The sequence below is a fragment of the Lysobacter sp. TAF61 genome, assembly GCF_052113485.1.
In the GTDB taxonomy this organism is placed as follows: domain Bacteria; phylum Pseudomonadota; class Gammaproteobacteria; order Xanthomonadales; family Xanthomonadaceae; genus Lysobacter_J.
Map to the genome: position 1 here is coordinate 278,543 of NZ_JBFRDH010000003.1, position 20,333 is coordinate 298,875.

Here is a 20,333-nt window from a genome sequence, read left to right on the forward strand (position 1 = left end):
GGGACGCTTACAATGTCCCACATGACCACCACCACTCTCGACCCTGCCTGGCTTGAACGCTTCGCCGGGGTCGATCGCCTCTACGGCACCGGAACCATCGCCCGCCTGTCCACCTGCCGCATCGCCGTGGTCGGCATGGGCGGCGTCGGCTCGTGGGTGGTGGAGGCGCTGGCACGCACCGGCATCGGCCACCTGACCCTGATCGATGCCGACGATCTGTGCGTGTCCAACACCAACCGGCAGTTGCCGGCGCTGGCCGGCCAGTACGGCCGGGCCAAGGTCGAGGCCATGGCCGAACGTTGCCGGGCGATCAATCCGCAGATCACGGTCGAGGCGGTGGCCAGCTTCGTCACGCCGTCCAACCTGGCCGAGATGCTCGACCGTGGTTTCGACCTGGTGATCGACGCCTGCGACAGTTTCCGCACCAAGGTCGAGATGGCCGCGTGGTGCCGCCGCCGCAAGTTGCCGCTGATCGTGGTCGGTTCTGCCGGCGGGCGAACCGACGCCACGCTGGTGCGCGTTCGCGACCTGTCGCGCACCGAACACGATGCGATGCTGGCGCTGGTGCGCAAGAAGCTGCGCAGCGAGTTCAACTTCCCCAAGAACACCGATCGCTACTTCGGCATCTCGGCGATCTATTCGTTGGAGAACGTCAAATATCCGCAGCCCGATGGCAGCGTGTGTGGCGTGCGTCCAGTGGTGAGCGGCGATGCCGCATTGAAGCTGGACTGCGGCGCCGGACTGGGCGCGGCCACGCACATCACCGGCACGTTCGCATTTGCTGCGGTCGGTCGGGCGCTGGAGCTTCTGCTCAAGCGCAAGTAACCGCGGGTCCGGAAACAGCCGGGTCAGGCGAGGCTCTTAGGGGGCAGGGCGAACAGCCGCTCCGCGTTGGCCGTCGTTGCAAGCGCCAGGGCATCTGGCGTGATGCCCCGCAGTTCGGCGATCACGTTCAGGACGCAGGTCAGGCGCGAGGGCTCGTTGCGCTGTCCGCGAATGCCGGCATCGGGCTGGTCCGGGGCATCGGTCTCCAGCAACAGGTGCTCCAGCGGCATCGTCGCCACCAGTCTTCGCAGGCGATTGGCGCGGTCGTAGGTCACCGGGCCGCCGAGGCCGAGCATGAAACCAGCCCGCCACAGTTGCCTGGCCTGTTCCTCGCTACCCGGGTAACTGTGGACGACGCCACGCACGCCTCCGACTCGGCGTACCGCGGCGATCACAGCATCGACCGCGCGGCGCGCGTGCACGATCACCGGCAGGTCGAACTCGCGTGCCAGGCGCAGTTGGCCTTCAAAGAAGTGCATCTGCCGGTCGGCATCGAGGCCCTCCACGAAATAGTCGAGACCGCATTCGCCAACCGCGAGCGGGCGTTCGCGTTCGAGCCATTCGCGCAGCAGCGCCAGGTGCTCGTCGCGGTGCGCCGCCAGGTACATCGGGTGCAGGCCATAGGCCGGATACAGGCCGCTGGCGGCCAAGCAGACCTCGCGCAGCTTAGGCCAGCTGGCGGCATCGACCGCCGGCACCAGCTGGCGGCTGACCCCGGCCTCGCGCGCACGCGCGATCACCTGGTCGCGGTCGCCGTCGAATTCGGCCGCGTCCAGGTGGCAGTGGCTGTCGACCAGCAGGGGGGCGTTCAGGGGGCGGGCCGTCTTTCAGCGCGGGGCGCGGGGTGCCGGCGGCAGGGTCGGATCCTTGCGCTTCTTCCAGTTGGCCAGCAGCAGGGTGCCCAGGCCCAGCAGCAGCTCGTCTGCGAAGGGCACGAAGTCCGGCACTACCAGGTCCACCACGAACAGGGCGGCGGTCAGCACGAACAGGCGGGGGAAGCTCAGCTTGCCCAGGAAGCGCAGCAGGGGGGCGGTCAGTGGGTTGGCCATGGCATCTGTAATTTGACGGCGGTCGCAATGACGCTATCACGCTCCCAAACAAGGTTCACAGTTGCGACAGCTTGATGTTAAAAAATCGGCGGCCGTTCAGGATCGCAGTGTTCGAATGGCGCCATCCACCAACCCGCGGGCGAAATCCCGCAGCAGAGGCCTGAAATGAACAAGAACATCCTAGCGGTCGCCCTGGCTTCGCTGCTGGTCGGCGGCGTCGCCGTCGCGGCATACAACAGCTTCCGTGGTCACGACGGTGCCCAGGCAACCCAGCTCGACGCCAACGGCCAGCCGATTGGCCAGGGCAGCGACATGGCCGCCGACGGCGCCATCCAGTCGGGCAAGATCGAATACGCCGACGTGCTCAACGTCAAGCCGATCAACGAGAAGGAAAAGCTGTACGCCACCGTCATCGGTACCGACGCGGTGCGCGAGACCAGCACCACTTCGACGCCGCGAGAAGTCTGCCAGGACGTGGTCGTGCAGGAGCGCGCCCCGGAGCGTGACGGCAACGTGGGCGGTACGGTCGCCGGTGCGGTCATCGGTGGCCTGGTCGGCAACCAGATCGGCGGCGGCAATGGCCGCAAGGCCGCGACCGCCGCGGGCGCCGTCGCCGGTGGCTTCATCGGCAACCAGGTCGACAAGCGCCACGTCGGCGGCCAGGTCACCAGCCGCACCGAGCGTCAGTGCCACACCGCTTCGTCGACGTCGCAGTCCTCGCGCGTGGTCGGCTACAACGTGACCTACCGCAATCCTGACGGCACCACGGGCACGATGCGCACCGACAGCAAGCCGGGCAACCAGATCCTGCTGGGTGAAGAGGACAAGGTGGTCGGCTACGACGTGACCTATCGTTTCGACGGCGCCGAGCAGACCATCCGCATGGACGAGCGTCCGGTCAACAACCGCCTGCCGGTCATCGACGGCCAGGTGGTGACCCAGACGGCTTCGGCCTCGACGGGTTCGACCCAGGGCTGATCGCCACATCGCATTGGTAATACTCGAGGGGCCGGAGCGATCCGGCCCCTTTTTTTGTCCCGAACCGTCATCCCCGGCCCGGCGGACGACGCTTCGGCGAGTTATTGCCCGGTCTTCGTCAATTCGCAGGGCCCTGGCAAGCGAAGCGCAGTCAGGTATTGGCAATCCCCGGAAAACGCAGGCGCAAAGCGCCTTCTGGGGGTACCCGCGCCGCTGGCGGCCATTACAATGGCCGTCTTTCCAATGTCGAGCGCGCCATGGCCCTGCACCCGTACGACCTCTACGACGTCCGCTCCCTGCTCAGCGACGAGGAGCGCGCCGTACAGGACACGGTGGCGCGTTTCACCAACGAGCGCGTGATTCCGATCATCGGCGATGCGTTCGACCAGGCCCGCTTCCCCAAGGAACTGATCGGCGAGATCGCCGAGCTGGGCCTGCTCGGTTCCTCGCTGCCGGAAAAGTACGGTTGCGCCGGACTCAATGCGGTCAGCTACGGCCTGATCTGCCAGGAACTCGAGCGCGGCGACAGCGGCATCCGCAGTTTCGTCAGCGTGCAGTCCTCGCTGTGCATGTACCCGATCTACGCATACGGTTCGGAAGAGCAGCGCATGCGCTGGCTGCCGGACATGGCCGCGGGCAAGGTCATCGGCTGTTTCGGCCTGACCGAGCCGCACGGTGGTTCCGATCCGGCCAACATGAAAACCAACGCCAAGCGTGACGGCGGCGACTGGGTCCTCAACGGCTCCAAGATGTGGATCACCAACGGCAACATCGCCGACATCGCGATCGTCTGGGCGCAGACCGACGAAGGCATCCAGGGTTTCGTCGTCGAGAAGGGCATGCCCGGTTTCGCGGCGCAGGAAATCAAGCACAAGATGAGCCTGCGCGCGTCGGTGACCAGTTCGCTGTTCTTCGACAACGTGCGCGTGCCCGAGAGCAACCGCCTGCCGAACGTCAAGGGCCTCAAGGGTCCGCTGGGCTGCCTGACACAGGCCCGCTACGGCATCACCTGGGGTCCGATCGGCGCGGCCATCGCCTGCCTCGACGAAGCGCTGAACTACACCAAGGAACGCATCCTGTTCGATCGCCCGGTGGCGGCGACGCAGAGCGCCCAGATCAAGATGGCCGAGATGGCGCGCCGGATCACCCTGGCGCAGTTGCTGGTGGTGCAGTTGGGCCGCCTCAAGGATGCTGGCGCCATGCAGCCGGCGCAGGTCTCGCTGGCGAAGTGGAACAACTGCCGCATGGCGATCGACATCGCGCGCGAATGCCGCGATCTGCTCGGCGGCGCCGGCATCACCACCGAGCATGCGGCGATCCGCCACGCGCTCAACCTCGAATCGGTCATCACCTACGAAGGCACCGAGACCGTGCACCAGCTGGTGATCGGGCGTGAGTTGACCGGCATCAGCGCGTTCTGATCCTCAAGACTCGTCATTCCCGCGAAGGCGGGAACCCAGCGTCTTTGGTTTGGCAGCGCAAAGTCACTGGGTCTCGCCGGAGCCTGCCCTGAGCAGGCGAAGGGCGGGGATGACGGCCGAATGCTGTCGGAGAAGTCCAACGTGTCTGTCTTCGACGTCCAACTGGTAACACCACGCCTGATCCTGCGCATGCCCTGTGCCGGCGACTTCGAGGCGTGGGCGGCCTTCCGCGCCGACGAGGAGGTCGCGCGCTACATCGGCGGTCCCGAAGCGCGGCCCATGGCCTGGCGCAGCCTGGCGGCGATGATCGGCGCATGGCACCTGAGGGGTTTCGCCATGTTCTCGGTGATCGACAAGGCGACGGGCGAATGGCTGGGTCGCGTCGGTCCCTGGCAGCCCGAGGGCTGGCCCGGCACCGAGGTCGGCTGGAGCATCGTCCGCGCGCACTGGGGCAAGGGCTTCGGGCCCGAAGCGGCCACCGCCTCGATCGACTGGGCGTTTGACCAGCTGGGGTGGAGCGAAGTGATCCATACGATCGACCCGCGCAACGAGAATTCCAGGGCCGTCGCCGCCAAGCTGGGCTCGCGCTATCTGCGCATGGGCCGGCTGCCGGTGCCGCATGATGCCAACGAGGTCGAAATCTGGGGCCAGTCGCGCGAGCAGTGGCTCGCCCGGCGTGCAAGCGAGGAGCGCACATGATCACCGTCTACGGCTATTCCTGTTCCGGCAACTGCCACAAGCTAAAGCTGCTGCTGACCCAGCTTGCCCGCGAGTTCAAGTGGGTGGAGATCGACAGCACCTGCGGCGAAACGCGCACGCCTGAGTACCTGGCCAAGAATCCCAACGGCAGGGTGCCGATGATCGAGCTCGAGGATGGCCGCATCCTCACCGAGTCCAACGCGATCCTGTGCTGGCTGGCCGAAGGCACGCCGTACTGGGCCGGCGACGCCTGGCAGCGTGCGCAGGTGCTCAGCTGGATGTTCTTCGAGCAGTACAGCCACGAGCCCTACATCGCGGTGGCGCGCTTCATCCGCGGCTGGACGCAGCTGGACTCGCCGCGTCGCGCCACGCTGGCGCAGTTGCGCGAGCGCGGCCATCAGGCGCTGGCCGTGATGGAGCAGCACCTTGCCGCCGGGCACGCCTGGTTCAGTGGCGACGCCTACGGCATCGCCGACATCGCCTTGTTCGCCTACACCGTGGTCGCCGACGAGGGTGGCTTCGACCTGGCGGCGTACCCGCAACTGCGTGACTGGCTGGGCCGGGTGATGAAGACGCCTGGCTTCGTCGCCATGCCGGCGCCGCCGGTCGAGGTCGCATCGCGGCTGGCGTTGTCGGACTGACGCCACCACGGGTTCACTGCATTCCTACCAGTTCAGTCGTCCACCCGAGACCTGTTGGGCGACACAAGAGAATCATCAATCATGTCAGCACTGCCCAACCCCATCCCCGCGCGCATGAAGGGCCTCAACCGGGCCGAGATCTGCGACGTCAACTTCATCGAGTTCGTCAACGCCTGGAACGGCCGCGCCGACGCCCGCCCGGCCGCGGGTGAAGCAATCCTCGATGGCAGTGCGCTCGACGCGCGCGGTTTCCGCGAGCTTTTCGAATCGCAGCTGGTCAGTCGCCATCTCGACCTGATGGCGCGCGTGTTGCGCGTGCAGAACAAGGTCTTCTACACGATCGGTTCCAGTGGCCACGAAGGCAACGCGATGGTGGCGCGCCTCACGCGCCATACCGATCCGGCGTTTCTGCATTACCGCTCCGGCGGCTTCATGGCCGAACGCTTCCGCAAGCTGCCCGGCATGGACCCGGTGATGGACTCGGCGCTGTCGTTCGCCGCCAGCAAGGACGATCCGGCCAGTGGCGGCCGCCACAAGGTCTGGGGCAGCAAGCCGTTGTGGGTATTGCCGCAGACGTCGACCATCGCCTCGCACCTGCCCAAGGCCCTGGGCACCGCGGTCGCCATCGAAGCGGGCAAGCGCCTGGGTCATGCGCTGCCGATTCCCGATGACAGCATCACGGTCTGCTCGTTCGGCGACGCATCGGCCAACCATGCCACCGCGCAGACCGCGTTCAACGCCGCCGCCTGGACCGCTTACCAGAAGCTGCCGGCGCCGGTCCTGTTCGTCTGCGAGGACAACGGCATCGGCATCTCGGTCAAGACGCCGGGCGGCTGGATCGGCAGCCGTTTCCGCAACATGGACGGCCTGGATTACTTCACCGCTGACGGCCTCGACCTGGCCAGCGGCTACGGCGACGTGCAGCGTGCCGTCGAGCATTGCCGCACCACGCGCCGCCCGACCTTCCTGCACCTGAAGACGACCCGCATCATGGGCCACGCCGGCACCGACTTCGAGATCGAATGGCGTTCGATCGAGGAACTGTGCGCGGTCGAGGCCACCGATCCGCTGTTGAGGTCGGCGGCCATCGCGCTGGAATCGGGCCTGATGTCGAAGGACGAAGTGCTGGCGCTGTACGAGGCAACGCGGAAGAAGTGCTTCGCCGCGGCCGAAGAAGCCGATCGCCGGCCCAAGCTCGACAACCTCGCCGAAGTGATCGCGCCGCTCGCGCCGTACACGCCGACCAAGGTGATGGCCGAAGCAACGCGCGCGGATTACGGGTCGCGCCGACTGGAAGTGTTCGGCAGCGAAGCGAAGTTGCCGGAGAACCAGCCGCCACGTCACCTCGCGATCCAGATCAACAACGCCCTGCACGACATCTTCGCCAAGTACCCCGAAACGCTGCTGTTCGGCGAGGACGTGGCGCAGAAGGGTGGCGTCTACACCGTCACCAAGGGCCTGCAGAAGGCGTTCGGCCCGCGCCGCGTGTTCAACACGCTGCTCGACGAGACGATGATCCTGGGCATGGCCCAGGGCTTTGCCAACGTCGGCATGCTGCCAATCCCGGAAATCCAGTACCTGGCGTACTTCCACAACGCCTGCGACCAGATCCGCGGCGAAGCGGCGAGCCTGCAGTTCTTCAGCAACAACCAGTACGCCAATCCGATGGTCGTGCGCATCGCCGGCCTGGGCTACCAGCGTGGTTTCGGCGGCCATTTCCACAACGACAACTCGATCACCGCGCTGCGCGACATCCCGGGGCTGGTGGTCGGTTGCCCGTCGCGTGGCGACGATGCGGCCACCATGCTGCGCACGCTGACCGCGCTGTCGAAGGTCGACGGCCGCGTAAGCGTGTTCCTCGAGCCGATCGCGCTGTACATGACCAAGGACCTGTACGAGCCCGGCGACGGCGCATGGCTCACCACCTACCCGAAGCCCGACGAAGCGATGGTGCTGGGCGAGGGGCGCGTCTACGGCGAAGGCAACGACGACCTGGTGATCTTCACCTACGGCAACGGCGTGCCAATGAGCCTGCGCGCGGCGCGGACCATCGAGGCCAAGCACGGCTGGAAGGCGCGCGTGGTCGACCTGCGCTGGCTGGTTCCGCTCAACGAGGAATTCATCCGCGAGCAGGCACGCAGCGCCAGGCGCCTGTTGATCGTCGACGAGGGCCGCCACAGTGCCGGCGTCGGCGAGGGCATCCTCACCGCGATTGCCGAGGGTGGCTACGGCGCGCGACCGTTCCAGCGCGTGGTCGGTGTCGACACCTATACGCCTCTGGCCGGTGCGGCCTTCCTGGTGATTCCGGGCGAAGACGACATCGTCGCAGCGGCGGACCGGCTCACCTGAATGTGCGGCCTGGCCGGACTGTTGCGCGCCACCCAGGACGCCAGCGACGAGCAGCTGACCGCGCTCGCCGGCGCGATGGGCGATGCGCTGGTCCATCGCGGCCCTGACGACCGTGGTGTCTGGACGCAGGCGGAGGCGGGCATCGCGCTCGCCCATCGCCGCCTGAGCATCCTCGATCTGTCGCCGCTGGGCCACCAGCCGATGGCGTCGAGCGATCATCGCTTCGTCATCGCCTACAACGGCGAGGTCTACAATTTCGCCGAGCTGCGCGAGGTGCTGGTGGCGCGCGGCCATGCATTCCGTGGCCATTCCGACACCGAGGTGCTGCTGGCGGCGGTGGTGGAGTGGGGCGTCGAGGACGCGATCGCGCGCTGCAACGGCATGTTCGCGATCGCACTGTGGGACCGCCAGGAGCGCTGCCTGTGGCTGGCGCGCGATCGCGTTGGCAAGAAGCCGCTGTACTACGGTTGGGCCGGCCAGACCTTCGTGTTCGGCTCCGAGCTCAAGGCGCTGTGGCGGCATCCGGATTTCGACAACGGCGTCAGCCGCGATGCGCTGGCGCTGTTGCTGCGGCTGGACTACATCCCGGCGCCGCACGCGATCCACGAAGGTGCCTTCAAGCTCATGCCGGGATCGCTGCTGCGCATCGATGCGGCAGCGGTGGCGGCCGGCGCCGGCGCTCATGATCCGGAGCGTGATCAGCACCGCTACTGGGATCCTCGCGAGCGCATGGAGGGGGCGATCAGGCAACCCTTCAAGGGCGACGAGCGCGAGGCCGAGAACCGCCTCGATGAGCTGCTGCGCGAGGCGGTAGGCCTGCGCATGGTTGCTGATGTGCCGGTTGGCGTTTTCCTTTCCGGTGGCACCGACTCCTCGATTGTCACGGCATTGATGCAGGCACAGAGCCGCCATCCGGTGCGCAGTTTCACCATCGGCTTCGAGCGCTCGCACCACGATGAGGCGCACCTTGCACGCGAGGTTGCCGATCACCTGCACACCGCGCACACCGAGCTGTATGTGAGCGGCAGTGATGCGCTCGCGGTGGTGCCGACACTGCCTGCGATGTTTGACGAGCCATTTGCCGACGCCTCGCAGGTGCCGACCGCGCTGGTGGCGCGACTGGCGCGCAGCGCGGTCACGGTGGCGCTTTCGGGCGACGGCGGCGACGAGCTTTTCTTCGGCTACAAGCGCTACGAGCGCGCGTTGCGCAACTGGCGTTGGCAGCGGCGCGTGCCGTCGCCGCTGCGCAGGGCGATGGCGCGCAGGGCGAGCGGGCATGGCGAGGCCTCGCGCACGGGCGGTTTCGCCGCGCTGGCGGCCGAGATGGGCGCCAGCGGCATTGGCGACGTCTACCGTCAACGCATTGCCCGCTGGCGCGATCCGGCCTGTGCAGTGCCTGGTGCGAGGTTGCCGGCGACGCTGTACGACCAGGCTGATCCGCTGCACGGCGCCGGTACCGCGGCCGACGCGATGATGCTGGCCGACTTCAGCGTCTACCTGCCCGAAGACCTGCTATGCAAGGTCGACCGGACGAGCATGGCGGTGAGCCTGGAGGCGCGCGCGCCGTTGCTGGACTGGCGCGTCGCCGAGTTCGCCTGGTCGCTGCCGCTTGCCTTCAAGCGTCATGCCAAGGGCAACAAGTACCTGCTCAAGCAGGTCCTTCGCCGCTATCTGCCCGATCACATGGTCGATCGCGGCAAGCGCGGTTTCGGTGCGCCGGTGAGCGCATGGTTGCGCGGCGATCTGCGCGAGTGGGCGTCTTCGCTGCTGGACGAGCAGCGTCTGCGCGAGGAGGGGTACTTCGACGCCGCCCTGGTGCATGGCCTGTGGCGCAAGTTCCTCGATGGCGAGCGCAAGTGGCACACGCATCTGTGGAACGTGCTGATGTTCCAGGCGTGGCACGAACATTGGCGCGGGCAGCGTCGCGCGGTGCGGGAACTTTAGTCGGCGAATTTCCCCGCCACCTTCGTCCCGTCACCCCTGAGTCATCGCCACCCTTTGCCGTCATCCCCGATTGCCGTCATCCCGGCATTCGCCGGGATGACGGATTACGGACGACGGCGTGGCGTGGCGCTAGCGAGCCAACCCGCTGCGCAGCGGCAACTCGCGCAGTGCGACATCGCCGGCGGACATTTCCTGCGCTTCGCGCTCCAGCGGCAGTACCGCCAACGCCAGGTGGCGATCGCCTGCATCCGCGCTGGCCACCAGCTTGCCCAGCGACGCCGGACCGGCCATCACGTCCGCACCGGCAACCAGGGCCGCATCGGCTTCCAGCAGCGCCAGGCCACGCTTGGCCTGGCCGAGGAAATGCGTGCGCGCGACGATTTCCTGGCCCGGGTAGCAGCCTTTCTTGACGCTGAAAGCCTGCAGGCGTTCCAGCGAGAGCTGCTGCGGCGTCCAGTGGCCGCCCTGGGAGGCGGGAAGGCGGGGCAGGCCGTGTTCGAGGTCGAAGGCGTGCCAGCGCGCCAGTGCCTGCGCATCGGCGGGTGCGGCCGGCTCGGCGGAGATGCGCAGGCTGCGCGGTCCGGCCTCGCCACCGAGGTCCATTTCGACCGTCTCGACCCCGTCGTCACCGCCCAGGGCGGAGCCTTGTGCCATCGCCGGTGCCGCAAAGGAGCCGCTGACGTGCAGATCCTGGCGAATCTCGATCTTGACCTTGCTGCGAAACACGAAGCGCTGCAACGCAGCTGCCAGCTCGACCGGATCGGCATCGGGCAGCAGCAGCCACAGAGCCTCATCGGACAGTTTCAGCAAAGCGAACAACGCCGTGACGCGCCCTTTGGGCGTCAGCCAGCCATTCCACTGCCAGCAGCGCGGCTCCAGCAGACCGACGTCGTTCATGAACTGTGCCTGCGCGAAAGCCACCGCATCGCGGCCGGTGAGCGCGATCAGGCGATGGTCGGGCAGGGCGAAAGCGGGGCCGGCAACGGCCTGCGGGTTGTCATGCATGGGGCGCGGGAATTAACATTCAGCGCCGTGATGATAGGCCAAACCCCACCCGTTGAAGCGCCCGAGGCAGATTCGACTCCGCAGCCCGCGCCATTGACGGATCCCAACAGGCCAAAGGAGCACGGCGGGCGCGAAGGCCCCGAACCGACCCGCTACGGCGACTGGGAAAAAAACGGCCGCTGCATCGATTTCTGACGCGTCACCACGCTTCCCCGCCACGCGGCTCCTGCCGCCCAGCTCAGAGAACGCCATAGCCCATGGCTAACGATCCACGCGTCCGCGAACGCCCCCTGTCACCGCACCTGCAGGTTTATAGCTGGCAGGTGCAGATGGTGACTTCGATCCTGCACCGCGGCACAGGCATCGTCCTGACCCTGGGCAGCCTGCTGGTTGTGTGGGCGCTGGTGGCGCTGGCCGCCGGACCCGAATCCTGGAGCACCTTCACCGCCTGCGCGCGGTCGCCGCTGGGCTTCCTGGTCCTGTTCGGCTGGAGCTGGTCGCTGGCCTTCCACCTGCTCAACGGCATCCGTCACCTGGTGCAGGACGCCGGTTACGGCTACCGCATCGAATCGTTCGTCCGCAGCAGCTGGGTGTCGGTCTTCGGTAGCCTGGTGCTGACCGTGATCCTCTGGCTGTTGGCGATGATGGCCCAGCGGGGTGGCGCATGAGCATGCAAAACGGCCGCCTGCGCAACCCGCTCAAGACCGCCCGCGGCCTGGGCTCGGCCAAGGACGGTACCCACCATTTCGTGGTCCAGCGCGTCACCGCGATTGCCCTGGTCTTCCTGTCGCTCTACGTGATCTGGCTGATCCTGTCGCTCATCGGCGGCGACTTCGCCAGTATCCGCGCCACCGTTGGCCATCCGTGCAATGCGGTGCTGCTGTCGGCGTTCCTGATCGCCTCGTTCTGGCACGCCAAGCTCGGCATGCAGGTGATCATCGAGGACTACGTCCATACCCCGTGGCTGGCCGTGACATCGCAGCTCGCGGTCGTTTTCGTTTGCGTTCTCGCGGCATTGGCCAGCGTGCTCGCCGTCATCCGCATCGCGCTGGGAGCCTGATTCATGGCCGCCGCTTACAAGATCCACGAACACACCTTCGACATGGTCGTCGTCGGCGCCGGTGGCGCCGGTCTGCGCGCCACCTTCGGCCTGGCCCAGAAGGGCCTGAAGACCGCCTGCATCACCAAGGTGTTCCCGACCCGTTCGCACACGGTGGCCGCGCAGGGCGGCGTCGCCGCGGCGCTTGCCAACATGGGCGAGGACGACTGGCGCTACCACTTCTTCGATACCGTCAAGGGCTCGGACTGGCTGGGCGACCAGGACGCGATCGAGTACATGTGCAAGGAAGCCATCCCGGCGATCATCGAGCTGGAGCACTACGGTGTTCCGTTCTCGCGCACCGAGGACGGCAAGATCTATCAGCGCCCGTTCGGCGGCATGACCACCCGTTACGGCGAAGGCCCGCCGGCGCAGCGCACCTGCGCCGCTGCCGACCGCACCGGCCATGCCATCCTGCACACGCTGTACCAGCAGTCGCTGGCGCACGACGCGCAGTTCTTCATCGAGTACTTCGCGCTCGACCTGATCATGGACGCCAACGGCGCCTGCCGCGGCGTGCTTGCCCTGGACATGGCCGAAGGCACGCTGCACCTGTTCAAGGCGCAGGGCACGGTGCTGGCCACCGGCGGTTACGGCCGCGCCTACTTCTCGGCGACCTCGGCCCACACCTGCACCGGCGACGGCGGCGGCATGGCGCTGCGCGCCGGCCTGTCGCTGCAGGACATGGAGTTCGTGCAGTTCCACCCGACCGGCATCTACGGCGCCGGCTGCCTGATCACCGAGGGTGTCCGCGGTGAAGGCGGCATCCTGCGCAACAGCAACGGCGAGCGCTTCATGGAGCGCTACGCCCCGAGCGTGAAGGACCTGGCGCCGCGCGACATGGTCAGCCGCGCGATGACGATGGAAATCCGCGAAGGCCGCGGCGTCGGCGAGCACAAGGACCACATCCTGCTCGACCTGACCCACCTCGGACCGGAGGTGATCCACGAGAAGCTGCCGGGCATCGCCGAGTCGGCGCGCATCTTCGCCAACGTCGACGTCGAGAAGCAGCCGATCCCGGTGATTCCGACCGTGCACTACAACATGGGCGGCATCCCGACCAACTACCACGGCGAAGTCGTGCAGCTGCGCAACGGCAACCCGGACGAAGTGGTCCCCGGTCTGTATGCGATCGGCGAAGCGGCCTGCGTGTCGGTCCACGGCGCCAACCGCCTGGGCTCGAACTCGCTGCTCGACCTGGTCGTGTTCGGCCGCGCCGTCGCCAACCGCGCTGCCGAGACGGTCAAGGTCGACGGCAAGCAGGCCCGCCTGGCCGGCGACGCGTGCGATTCGGCCCTGGCGCGCCTGGACAAGCTGCGCAATGCCAATGGCGGCACGCCGACCGCGGTCATCCGCGACAAGATGCAGCGCACGATGCAGCTCGACGCCGCGGTGTTCCGCACCGGCGAGACGCTGTCTGACGGCGTGCGCAAGATGCGCGAGATCCACGCTTCGTTCGCCGACGTCAAGGTCGCCGACCGATCGCTGATCTGGAACTCGGACCTGATCGAAACCTACGAGCTGTCGAACCTGCTCGACCAGGCCCTGGTGACGATTGTCTCTGCCGAGAACCGCACCGAGTCGCGCGGCGCGCATGCCCGCGAGGACTTCCCGGACCGCGACGACGCCCACTGGCAAAAGCACACCCTGTGCTCGGTCAGCGAAAACGGCGAAACCGCCATCGACTATCGCCCGGTGCACATGTACACGTTGAGTGACGACGTGGCCGTGGTTCCGCCGAAGAAGCGCGTCTACTGATCCGGAGCGAGCAACGTGGCTGAATTCTCACTACCCAAGAACTCGCAGATCCAGAAGGGCCGCCACTGGGCGTCACCGGGCGCCAAGCAGCCGCGCACCTTCAAGGTCTACCGCTGGAACCCCGACGACGGCATGAATCCGCGCGTGGACACCTACGAGGTGGACATGGCGGCGTGCGGCCCGATGGTTCTGGACGCGCTGATCAAGATCAAGAACGAGATCGACCCGACCCTGACCTTCCGTCGTTCCTGCCGCGAGGGCATCTGCGGTTCGTGCGCGATGAACATCGACGGCACCAACACGCTGGCATGCACCAAGGCGATCGAGGATTGCGGCAAGGCCGAAGTCCCGATCTACCCGTTGCCGCACATGCCGGTGGTGAAGGACCTGGTTCCGGACCTGACCCACTTCTACGCCCAGTACGCCTCGATCAAGCCGTGGCTGCGCACGCAGAGCCCGGCCCCGTCGGACCGCGAGCGCCTGCAGTCGCCGGAAGACCGCAAGAAGCTCGACGGCCTGTACGAGTGCATCCTGTGCGCGTGCTGCTCGACCAGTTGCCCGAGCTACTGGTGGAACGGCGACCGTTACCTCGGCCCAGCGGTCCTGCTGCAGGCCTACCGCTGGATCGTCGACTCGCGTGACGAGGACACCGGTGCGCGCCTGGACGACCTCGAGGATCCGTTCAAGCTGTACCGCTGCCACACCATCATGAACTGCGCGCGCACCTGCCCGAAGGGTTTGAACCCCGCGCAGGCGATCGGCGAGATCAAGAAGCTGATGCTGGCCCGTCGCGTCTGACGACGCGCGGACCGGTGGCAACACGGAGGGGGCGCACGCGAGTGCGCCTTTTTTGTTCGGGCTGAAGTGGGTCGGAGGCAAGCAAGTGGAAGACATCAACGAAGCCGACGAACGCGAGTTGCGGCGCCTGCGCTGGCGCTGCCGGCGCGGCATGCGCGAACTCGATCAGTTGTTCGAGCGCTATCTCGAACGCGCCTGGCGGCAGGCCGGCGAGGGTGAGCGCGTCGTTTTCCTACGCCTTCTGGAAACCGAGGACGATAAGCTCTGGCACTGGTTCATGGGCAACGATGCGCCGACCGATGCCGACCTCGCCGCGCTCGTCGCGCGCATCCGTTCCCTGCCTCCTTGAGTGGCGCCCGTCGCGGCTGCTCGCCGCGGCGCTGGTGGCGCTCGGGGCGTTGGCCGCGGTGGCGGTAACCGGATGCGAGTTGCCACTGCCGTTGTCGCTGCCACTGGCGCTGCTGTGTCTGGCCGAAGGGCTGCGGTTGGGGCGGCGCGAGCTGTCCCGGCCGCGACGATGGCTGGCGATCGACGCTGATGGCGACGCCAGCGTGGGCGGCCGGGCGGTAACGGAGCTTGCGGTAGCCTGGCGCGGTCCGCTGGCTTTTGTGCGGTTTCGCGACGCCGATGGCCGGCCGCGGCGGCTGGCCTGGTGGCCCGACACCCTCCCGGCCGGCAAGCGCCGTGAACTCAGGCTGGCCGCTCCGGTCAAAGCCGCTGCGCAAAAAGCGCCTTCGATGGCACCATAGCCCGATATGTTCAAACCCATCCCCGTGGCCATCGGCCTGCGCTACCTCCGGGCCAAGCGCCGCAACGGCTTCATTTCCTTCATCTCCCTGGCCTCCATCGCTGGCATAGCGCTGGGCGTGACGGCCCTGATCACCACGCTGGCGGTGATGAGCGGCTTCCAGCGCGAGATCCGCGACCGCATGCTGCAGATGGCCGCCCACGCCACGGTCAGCGCCTACGGCGAACCGCTGACGGACTGGCAGCAGGCGGTCCACACCGCCGTCGCCGACGCCCGCGTCGCCGGCGCCGCCCCCTACATCGAGAAGGAGGCGTTGCTGTCGGGTGCGCGCAACCAGCCGGCCCTCGTCCGCGGCGTGCTGCCGGCAGAGGAGGGCAAGGTTTCGGTGCTCGCCGAGAAGATGGTGCAGGGCAAGCTCGATTCGCTGCAGCAGGGCAGCTTCAACATCGTCCTGGGCAAGGAGCTGGCGTTGTGGCTCGGCGTCGGCATCGGCGACAGCGTGGTGATGACCACCAGCGATTTCCGCAGCACCCCGCTCGGCGCGGTGCCCCAGCTCAAGCGCTTCACCGTCAGCGGCATCTTCGAGGCCGGCTACAACGAGTTCGACAAGGGCCTGGCGGTCGCCAACATGCACGACATGCAGCGTTTGCTGCGCATGGGCGAGGGCGTCACCGGCGTGCGCCTGCGCCTGCACGACATGGACAAGGCCTGGGACGTCGCCCGCGACCTGGCGGTGAACCTGGGCGGGCCGTACCGGGTCAGCGACTGGACCAGCGAAAACGCCAACATGTTCCGCGCGCTGAAGATGGAGAAGACCATCATGGCGATCCTGTTGTCGCTGATCATCGCCATGGGCGCGTTCAACCTGGTCAGCTCGCAGGTGATGCTGGTGACCGACAAGCAGGCCGACATCGCCATCCTGCGCACGCTGGGCCTCACCCCGCGCGGGGTGATGCAGGTGTTCGTGGTGCAGGGCACGCTGATCGGCGTGATCGGCACGGTGATCGGGGTCATCGGCGGCATCGTGCTCACGCTCAACCTGGAACACATCCTCAAGGCGATCGAAGCCGTGCTCGGCGTCCAGCTGCTGCCCGAAGACGTCTACTACATCACCGGCCTGCCGACCGACCTGCAGACCAGCGACGTGCTGATCATCGCCGCGGTGGCGCTGGTCATGGCGTTCATGGCCACCATCTATCCCGCCTGGCGCGCCGCGCGTACGGCTCCGGCGGAGGCGCTGCGCTATGAATAATTCCAGCAACGGCCCCAAGCACAGCGGCGAGGCGCTCCGCGCCGAGGGCCTGGCGATGACCTACGCCGAGGGCAAGCTGCGCACCCCGGTATTCGAGGGGCTGCAGTTGTCGGTGCAATCCGGCGAGACGGTGGCGATCCTGGGTGCCTCCGGCGCCGGCAAGAGCACGCTGCTGCACTTGCTGGGCGGCCTCGATACGCCCACGGCGGGCGAGGTGTTCGTTGCCGGGCAGAAGATGAGCACGCTGTCCGATGCCGCCCGTGGAGCGCTGCGCAACCGCGCGCTCGGCTTCGTCTACCAGTTCCATCACCTGCTGCCCGAGTTCACGGCGCTGGAAAACGTGATGCTGCCGGTGCTGCTGGCAGGCGCGCCGGTCGCCGACGCCACCCGGCGTTCGCAGGAGTTGCTGGAGTCCGTCGGCCTTGCGCATCGCCTCGAGCACAAGCCGGGCGAGTTGTCGGGCGGCGAACGCCAGCGCGCCGCGGTTGCGCGCGCCCTGGTCAATCGTCCCGCCTGCGTGCTCGGCGACGAGCCGACCGGCAACCTCGACGAGAAGACCGCGCAGACCGTCTTCGAACTGATGCTCGCGCTCAACCGCGAACAGCACACCAGCCTGGTGCTGGTAACCCATGACCGCCGCCTGGCGCGGCGCCTGGATCGGGTGCTGGAGCTGCACGAAGGCAAGCTGCGCGAGCTGGCCCGCGACGAGGTCTAGACAAGGAGAGGTCAATGCGCGACGCGGCAAGGACGCCGCCGTTCGGAACCACCACCGCGCTGGCACTGCTGACAGGCGTCTGCGCCTGCCTGTGGGTGCCGTGGTTGCTGCCGTGGCAGGGATCGATCGCGCCGCTGCTGGCTGGGGTCGTGCTGGTCTGGCGCGGCCTGCGCTTCGCAGGCGCCGCAACGCTCATTTGCGGCTGGATGTTGCTGGGTGTTGGCCTGGCCGGATTGCATGCGGCCCACTCGCTGGCGTCGCAATTGCCAGCGCAGTGGGAACAGCGTGACGCGCAGGTCCGCGGCCGCGTGATCGAACTGCCGGTGCACGAAGTCGCGCGTACGCGTTTCTTCTTCCGGGTCGATGACGATGCGACCCAGGCATCGTACTTGCGGGATCGCACGCTACGGCTGGCCTGGTACGACCGCAATCCGCGGGTTCGGTCGGCCCTGCGCGCCGGGCAGCGCTGGCAGTTCGATCTGCGCCTGCGTGCGCCGCGCGGCCTGCGCAATCCCGGCGGATCCGACAGCGAGCGCTATGCACTCGCGCAACGCATCACCGCGACCGGCTACGTGCGCCAACCCGGGCAGGCGCGAATGCTCGCACCCGCCGCCGGCCTGGATGCGTGGCGCGAAACCATGTCGGCGCGCATCGCCGCGATGGATCGTCCGTCTTCGCGCTTCATCCGTGCCCTCGCGCTGGGCGACACCCGGGCATTGGGCGACGACGACTGGCACGTGCTGCGCGCCAATGGCCTGACCCATCTCATCGCCATATCCGGCTTCCACGTCGGGCTGGTGGCCGGGCTGTTCGCGCTGCTGGCGCGCGGGTTGTGGTGGCTGTGTCCGGTCGCGCTGTCCAGGCGCATGCCGGCGCAGGTCGTGGCCGCCGCCGCGGGGCTCTGCGGTGCCGCGCTCTACGCCGCGGTCGCCGGCTTCGCCCTGCCCACCGTGCGCACTGCATTGATGATCGCGGTGATCGCCGGCGTACGTATGTTCCGGCGGCCGATGCGGCTGGCCGATTCGCTGGCGCTGGCAGCATTCGCGGTGCTGCTGATTGACCCGATGGCCGTGCTCGGCGCCGGCTTCTGGCTGAGTTTCGCCGGCGTCGCTTGGCTGCTGTGGTGCCTGCCGCGCGCCAGCAACCGGCCGCTGCACGATTTCCTGTCCGCGCAAGGCGTGGTGACGGTGGGCCTGCTGCCGATGAGCGCGGTGCTGTTCGGCCAGGCCTCGCTGGCCGGGCTGCTGGCGAACCTGCTCGCGGTGCCGTGGTGGAGCCTGGTCGTGGTGCCGCTGTCGCTGCTCGGCCTGGGCCTGGAGGCGCTGGAGCCTGGATACGGAGCATGGGCCTGGTACGCCGCGGCACGCGCGTTCGAGCTGACCTGGCCCCTGTTCGAACGCCTGGCGGCGACGCCGGTGGCGGTGTGGTGGCTGCCCGAGCCGGCCTGGTTCGCCATGCCGCTGGCGTTGATCGGGGCCTTCTGGCTGCTGCTTCCGCGCGGCGTGCCGGGCAAGCCACTGGCGCTGCTGCTGTGGCTGCCCCTGCTGTGGCCGGATCGTCACCTGCCGCGCCATGGCGAAGCGGAACTGGTGGTGATCGACGTGGGGCAGGGGCTGGCGGTCCAGGTGCGCACCGCGCGGCACGTGCTGCTGTACGACATGGGGCCGGCCGTGCGCGACGGGTTCGATGCCGGCGAGCGGGCGGTGGTGCCGGCCCTGCAGGCGTCGGGGGTGCGCCGGCTCGACCGCCTCGTCGTCAGCCACCCCGACAACGACCACGCCGGCGGCCTGGAGGCGGTCCGGCGGGCGTTCGGCCAGGGCCGGCTGCTGGCGCCGGAGGGCGCTGCAATGGCCGGCGCGCTGCCCTGCGTGGCCGGTGAGGGCTGGGAGTGGGACGGCGTCCGCTTCCGCTTCCTGCATCCGGGCCGGTTCTTCCCCTACCTGGGCAACGAGGCCAGCTGCGTCCTGCGGATCGAAGCCGCCGGGGCCGCAGCGCTGCTCACCGGCGACATCGGCGAGGTCGTTGAGCGGATCCTCGTCCGGACCGCCCCCGCGGCCTTGCGCGCCGACGTGGTGACGGTCGCGCACCACGGCAGTGGCGGATCCTCGGACCCTCTATTCGTCGCCGCCACCGGCGCTCGCCACGCCCTGGTGTCGTCTGGCCACGGCAACCGCTTCGGCCATCCCAGGCCCGGGATCGTCGATAGATGGGCCCAGGCAGGGGCGCAGGTGCACGACACCGCCCGCGCCGGCGCCCTGCGCGTGCGACTGGAACGCGGCGGCGTCAGCGTCGAATCGCGACGGCAGGCACAGCCGCGGCTGTGGGATGCAGCGCAGCGCTGGGAGAAAGGCGCGGCTGGGCTATCCTATCGGCCTGATTAACACGGCCGAGGGCCGGAGGTTGGCGTGCTGGAACTGGTCAAGGCCGGCGGTTGGCCGATGATTCCCCTGTTGTTGCTGTCGGTACTGGCCCTGACGCTGATCGTCGAGCGCGCCTGGTCGCTGCGTCGCAACGCCGTGCTGCCCCCCAACCTGGGCAAGGAAGTGCGGACGTGGGCGGGCAGCGGCAAGCTCGACCCCGCCCACATCGAGTCGCTGCGCAAGACCTCGCCGCTGGGCGAGCTGCTGGCGGCTGCCCTGGACGTCCGCCATCGCCCGCGCGACCAGATCCGCGAGCGTATCGAAGACGTCGGCCGCCATCTGGTCCACAAGATGGAGCGCTACCTCAACACCCTCGGCACGATCGCCGCTGCCGGTCCGCTGCTGGGCCTGTTCGGCACCGTCGTCGGCATGATCCAGATGTTCCTGGGCATCCTCGACCATGGCATCGGCGACGTGAACCAGCTCGCCGGCGGCATCGGCAAGGCCCTGGTCTGCACCGCCGCCGGCATGATCGTGGCGATCCCGGCGCTGATCGCGCACCGCTGGTTCCGCGGGCGCATCGGCGAGTACATCGTGTCGATGGAGCACGAGGCCATCGCCTTGATGGACACGCTCGAGACGCGTCCGGCCAGCGCCGTGCGCACGCCGCAGGCCGCCTGAGGCGCACGACA

The 20,333-nt window shown here is 67.9% G+C and carries 20 protein-coding genes and 1 pseudogene; 18 read left to right on the forward strand and 3 right to left on the reverse strand.

From position 1 onward, the window contains the following. The first annotated feature begins 21 nt into the window (after positions 1-21). Entirely contained in the window at positions 22-825 is an 804-nt protein-coding gene (locus tag AB4Y64_RS08890) for a tRNA threonylcarbamoyladenosine dehydratase (protein WP_441816092.1), read from the forward strand. 23 nt (positions 826-848) lie between these two features. Here the strand turns inward: AB4Y64_RS08890 and AB4Y64_RS08895 are convergent, their stop codons facing one another. Further along, positions 849-1,625: a TatD family hydrolase gene (locus tag AB4Y64_RS08895; protein ID WP_441816332.1), complete on the reverse strand. Its 777-nt coding sequence runs from the start codon at positions 1,623-1,625 to the stop codon at positions 849-851. 27 nt (positions 1,626-1,652) lie between these two features. Beyond that, the gene (locus AB4Y64_RS08900) at positions 1,653-1,874 is read right to left on the reverse strand and encodes a DUF6116 family protein (RefSeq protein WP_441816093.1); all 222 of its coding nucleotides are present in this window, start codon (positions 1,872-1,874) and stop codon (positions 1,653-1,655) included. Positions 1,875-2,039: 165 nt separating this feature from the next. Here AB4Y64_RS08900 and AB4Y64_RS08905 point away from each other — a divergent pair, with 165 nt between their 5' ends. The 6 genes from AB4Y64_RS08905 to asnB all read left to right on the forward strand — a co-directional run bounded on the left by AB4Y64_RS08905 (position 2,040) and on the right by asnB (position 9,906). Beyond that, positions 2,040-2,852, forward strand: a complete 813-nt coding sequence (locus tag AB4Y64_RS08905; RefSeq protein ID WP_441816094.1) for a glycine zipper 2TM domain-containing protein — start codon at positions 2,040-2,042, stop codon at positions 2,850-2,852. A gap of 257 nt (positions 2,853-3,109) precedes the next feature. Next, a complete protein-coding gene (locus AB4Y64_RS08910; RefSeq protein ID WP_441816095.1) occupies positions 3,110-4,273 on the forward strand; it encodes an acyl-CoA dehydrogenase family protein in 1,164 nt (387 codons plus the stop codon). 141 nt (positions 4,274-4,414) lie between these two features. Further along, positions 4,415-4,972 (forward strand): GNAT family N-acetyltransferase, encoded by a 558-nt coding sequence (locus tag AB4Y64_RS08915; protein ID WP_441816096.1) that lies wholly within the window; start codon positions 4,415-4,417, stop codon positions 4,970-4,972. Then, positions 4,969-5,613 (forward strand): glutathione S-transferase family protein, encoded by a 645-nt coding sequence (locus AB4Y64_RS08920; RefSeq protein WP_441816097.1) that lies wholly within the window; start codon positions 4,969-4,971, stop codon positions 5,611-5,613. Before AB4Y64_RS08915 ends, AB4Y64_RS08920 begins: the two co-directional genes overlap by 4 nt. Positions 5,614-5,694: 81 nt before the next feature. Further along, on the forward strand, positions 5,695-7,962 hold the full coding sequence (locus AB4Y64_RS08925) for a thiamine pyrophosphate-dependent enzyme (RefSeq protein ID WP_441816098.1): 2,268 nt from the start codon (positions 5,695-5,697) through the stop codon (positions 7,960-7,962). Continuing rightward, entirely contained in the window at positions 7,963-9,906 is a 1,944-nt protein-coding gene (asnB, locus tag AB4Y64_RS08930; protein ID WP_441816099.1) for an asparagine synthase (glutamine-hydrolyzing), read from the forward strand. It begins immediately after the preceding gene. A gap of 129 nt (positions 9,907-10,035) precedes the next feature. On the opposite strand, the gene ygfZ is transcribed toward asnB, so the two are convergent. Then, entirely contained in the window at positions 10,036-10,911 is an 876-nt protein-coding gene (gene ygfZ, locus AB4Y64_RS08935) for a CAF17-like 4Fe-4S cluster assembly/insertion protein YgfZ (protein ID WP_441816100.1), read from the reverse strand. Between the two features lie 30 nt (positions 10,912-10,941). Here ygfZ and AB4Y64_RS08940 point away from each other — a divergent pair, with 30 nt between their 5' ends. The 11 genes and pseudogenes from AB4Y64_RS08940 to AB4Y64_RS08990 all read left to right on the forward strand — a co-directional run bounded on the left by AB4Y64_RS08940 (position 10,942) and on the right by AB4Y64_RS08990 (position 20,322). Continuing rightward, positions 10,942-11,106: a DUF1674 domain-containing protein gene (locus AB4Y64_RS08940; RefSeq protein WP_158731306.1), complete on the forward strand. Its 165-nt coding sequence runs from the start codon at positions 10,942-10,944 to the stop codon at positions 11,104-11,106. A gap of 62 nt (positions 11,107-11,168) precedes the next feature. Further along, positions 11,169-11,579, forward strand: a complete 411-nt coding sequence (gene sdhC / locus AB4Y64_RS08945) for a succinate dehydrogenase, cytochrome b556 subunit (RefSeq protein ID WP_441816101.1) — start codon at positions 11,169-11,171, stop codon at positions 11,577-11,579. Between the two features lie 2 nt (positions 11,580-11,581). Then, a complete protein-coding gene (sdhD, locus tag AB4Y64_RS08950; protein WP_441816333.1) occupies positions 11,582-11,971 on the forward strand; it encodes a succinate dehydrogenase, hydrophobic membrane anchor protein in 390 nt (129 codons plus the stop codon). Positions 11,972-11,974: 3 nt separating this feature from the next. After that, positions 11,975-13,768, forward strand: coding sequence for a succinate dehydrogenase flavoprotein subunit (sdhA, locus tag AB4Y64_RS08955; RefSeq protein WP_441816102.1), 1,794 nt, complete (start codon positions 11,975-11,977; stop codon positions 13,766-13,768). 15 nt (positions 13,769-13,783) lie between these two features. Further along, positions 13,784-14,566: a succinate dehydrogenase iron-sulfur subunit gene (locus AB4Y64_RS08960; protein WP_441816103.1), complete on the forward strand. Its 783-nt coding sequence runs from the start codon at positions 13,784-13,786 to the stop codon at positions 14,564-14,566. 151 nt (positions 14,567-14,717) lie between these two features. Then, on the forward strand, positions 14,718-14,915 hold the full coding sequence (locus AB4Y64_RS08965; protein ID WP_441816334.1) for an FAD assembly factor SdhE: 198 nt from the start codon (positions 14,718-14,720) through the stop codon (positions 14,913-14,915). Beyond that, positions 14,866-15,315, forward strand: a complete 450-nt coding sequence (locus tag AB4Y64_RS08970; protein WP_441816104.1) for a hypothetical protein — start codon at positions 14,866-14,868, stop codon at positions 15,313-15,315. Before AB4Y64_RS08965 ends, AB4Y64_RS08970 begins: the two co-directional genes overlap by 50 nt. 6 nt (positions 15,316-15,321) lie before the next feature. Next, the gene (locus AB4Y64_RS08975) at positions 15,322-16,566 is read left to right on the forward strand and encodes a lipoprotein-releasing ABC transporter permease subunit (RefSeq protein WP_441816105.1); all 1,245 of its coding nucleotides are present in this window, start codon (positions 15,322-15,324) and stop codon (positions 16,564-16,566) included. Beyond that, complete coding sequence (gene lolD / locus AB4Y64_RS08980; protein ID WP_441816106.1) at positions 16,559-17,281, forward strand: lipoprotein-releasing ABC transporter ATP-binding protein LolD; 723 nt, start codon at positions 16,559-16,561, stop codon at positions 17,279-17,281. The genes AB4Y64_RS08975 and lolD overlap by 8 nt, the downstream gene beginning before the upstream one ends. A gap of 14 nt (positions 17,282-17,295) precedes the next feature. Further along, positions 17,296-19,739, forward strand: a pseudogene (locus tag AB4Y64_RS08985) (DNA internalization-related competence protein ComEC/Rec2); the annotation flags it as partial. Continuing rightward, positions 19,687-20,322 (forward strand): MotA/TolQ/ExbB proton channel family protein, encoded by a 636-nt coding sequence (locus tag AB4Y64_RS08990; protein ID WP_441816335.1) that lies wholly within the window; start codon positions 19,687-19,689, stop codon positions 20,320-20,322. The pseudogene AB4Y64_RS08985 and the gene AB4Y64_RS08990, both read left to right, overlap by 53 nt. Positions 20,323-20,333: the final 11 nt, after the last annotated feature.

Bases quoted from the DNA above. Each gene is read 5' to 3' on its own strand.
- AB4Y64_RS08890 (WP_441816092.1), top strand. From the start codon at position 22: ATGACCACCACCACTCTCGACCCTGCCTGGCTTGAACGCTTCGCCGGG.
- AB4Y64_RS08900 (WP_441816093.1), bottom strand. From the start codon at position 1,874: ATGGCCAACCCACTGACCGCCCCCCTGCTGCGCTTCCTGGGCAAGCTG.
- AB4Y64_RS08905 (WP_441816094.1), top strand. From the start codon at position 2,040: ATGAACAAGAACATCCTAGCGGTCGCCCTGGCTTCGCTGCTGGTCGGC.
- AB4Y64_RS08910 (WP_441816095.1), top strand. From the start codon at position 3,110: ATGGCCCTGCACCCGTACGACCTCTACGACGTCCGCTCCCTGCTCAGC.
- AB4Y64_RS08920 (WP_441816097.1), top strand. From the start codon at position 4,969: ATGATCACCGTCTACGGCTATTCCTGTTCCGGCAACTGCCACAAGCTA.
- AB4Y64_RS08925 (WP_441816098.1), top strand. From the start codon at position 5,695: ATGTCAGCACTGCCCAACCCCATCCCCGCGCGCATGAAGGGCCTCAAC.
- asnB (WP_441816099.1), top strand. From the start codon at position 7,963: ATGTGCGGCCTGGCCGGACTGTTGCGCGCCACCCAGGACGCCAGCGAC.
- ygfZ (WP_441816100.1), bottom strand. From the start codon at position 10,911: ATGCATGACAACCCGCAGGCCGTTGCCGGCCCCGCTTTCGCCCTGCCC.
- AB4Y64_RS08940 (WP_158731306.1), top strand. From the start codon at position 10,942: ATGATAGGCCAAACCCCACCCGTTGAAGCGCCCGAGGCAGATTCGACT.
- sdhC (WP_441816101.1), top strand. From the start codon at position 11,169: ATGGCTAACGATCCACGCGTCCGCGAACGCCCCCTGTCACCGCACCTG.
- sdhD (WP_441816333.1), top strand. From the start codon at position 11,582: ATGCAAAACGGCCGCCTGCGCAACCCGCTCAAGACCGCCCGCGGCCTG.
- sdhA (WP_441816102.1), top strand. From the start codon at position 11,975: ATGGCCGCCGCTTACAAGATCCACGAACACACCTTCGACATGGTCGTC.
- AB4Y64_RS08965 (WP_441816334.1), top strand. From the start codon at position 14,718: ATGCGCGAACTCGATCAGTTGTTCGAGCGCTATCTCGAACGCGCCTGG.
- AB4Y64_RS08970 (WP_441816104.1), top strand. From the start codon at position 14,866: ATGCCGACCTCGCCGCGCTCGTCGCGCGCATCCGTTCCCTGCCTCCTT.
- AB4Y64_RS08975 (WP_441816105.1), top strand. From the start codon at position 15,322: ATGTTCAAACCCATCCCCGTGGCCATCGGCCTGCGCTACCTCCGGGCC.
- lolD (WP_441816106.1), top strand. From the start codon at position 16,559: ATGAATAATTCCAGCAACGGCCCCAAGCACAGCGGCGAGGCGCTCCGC.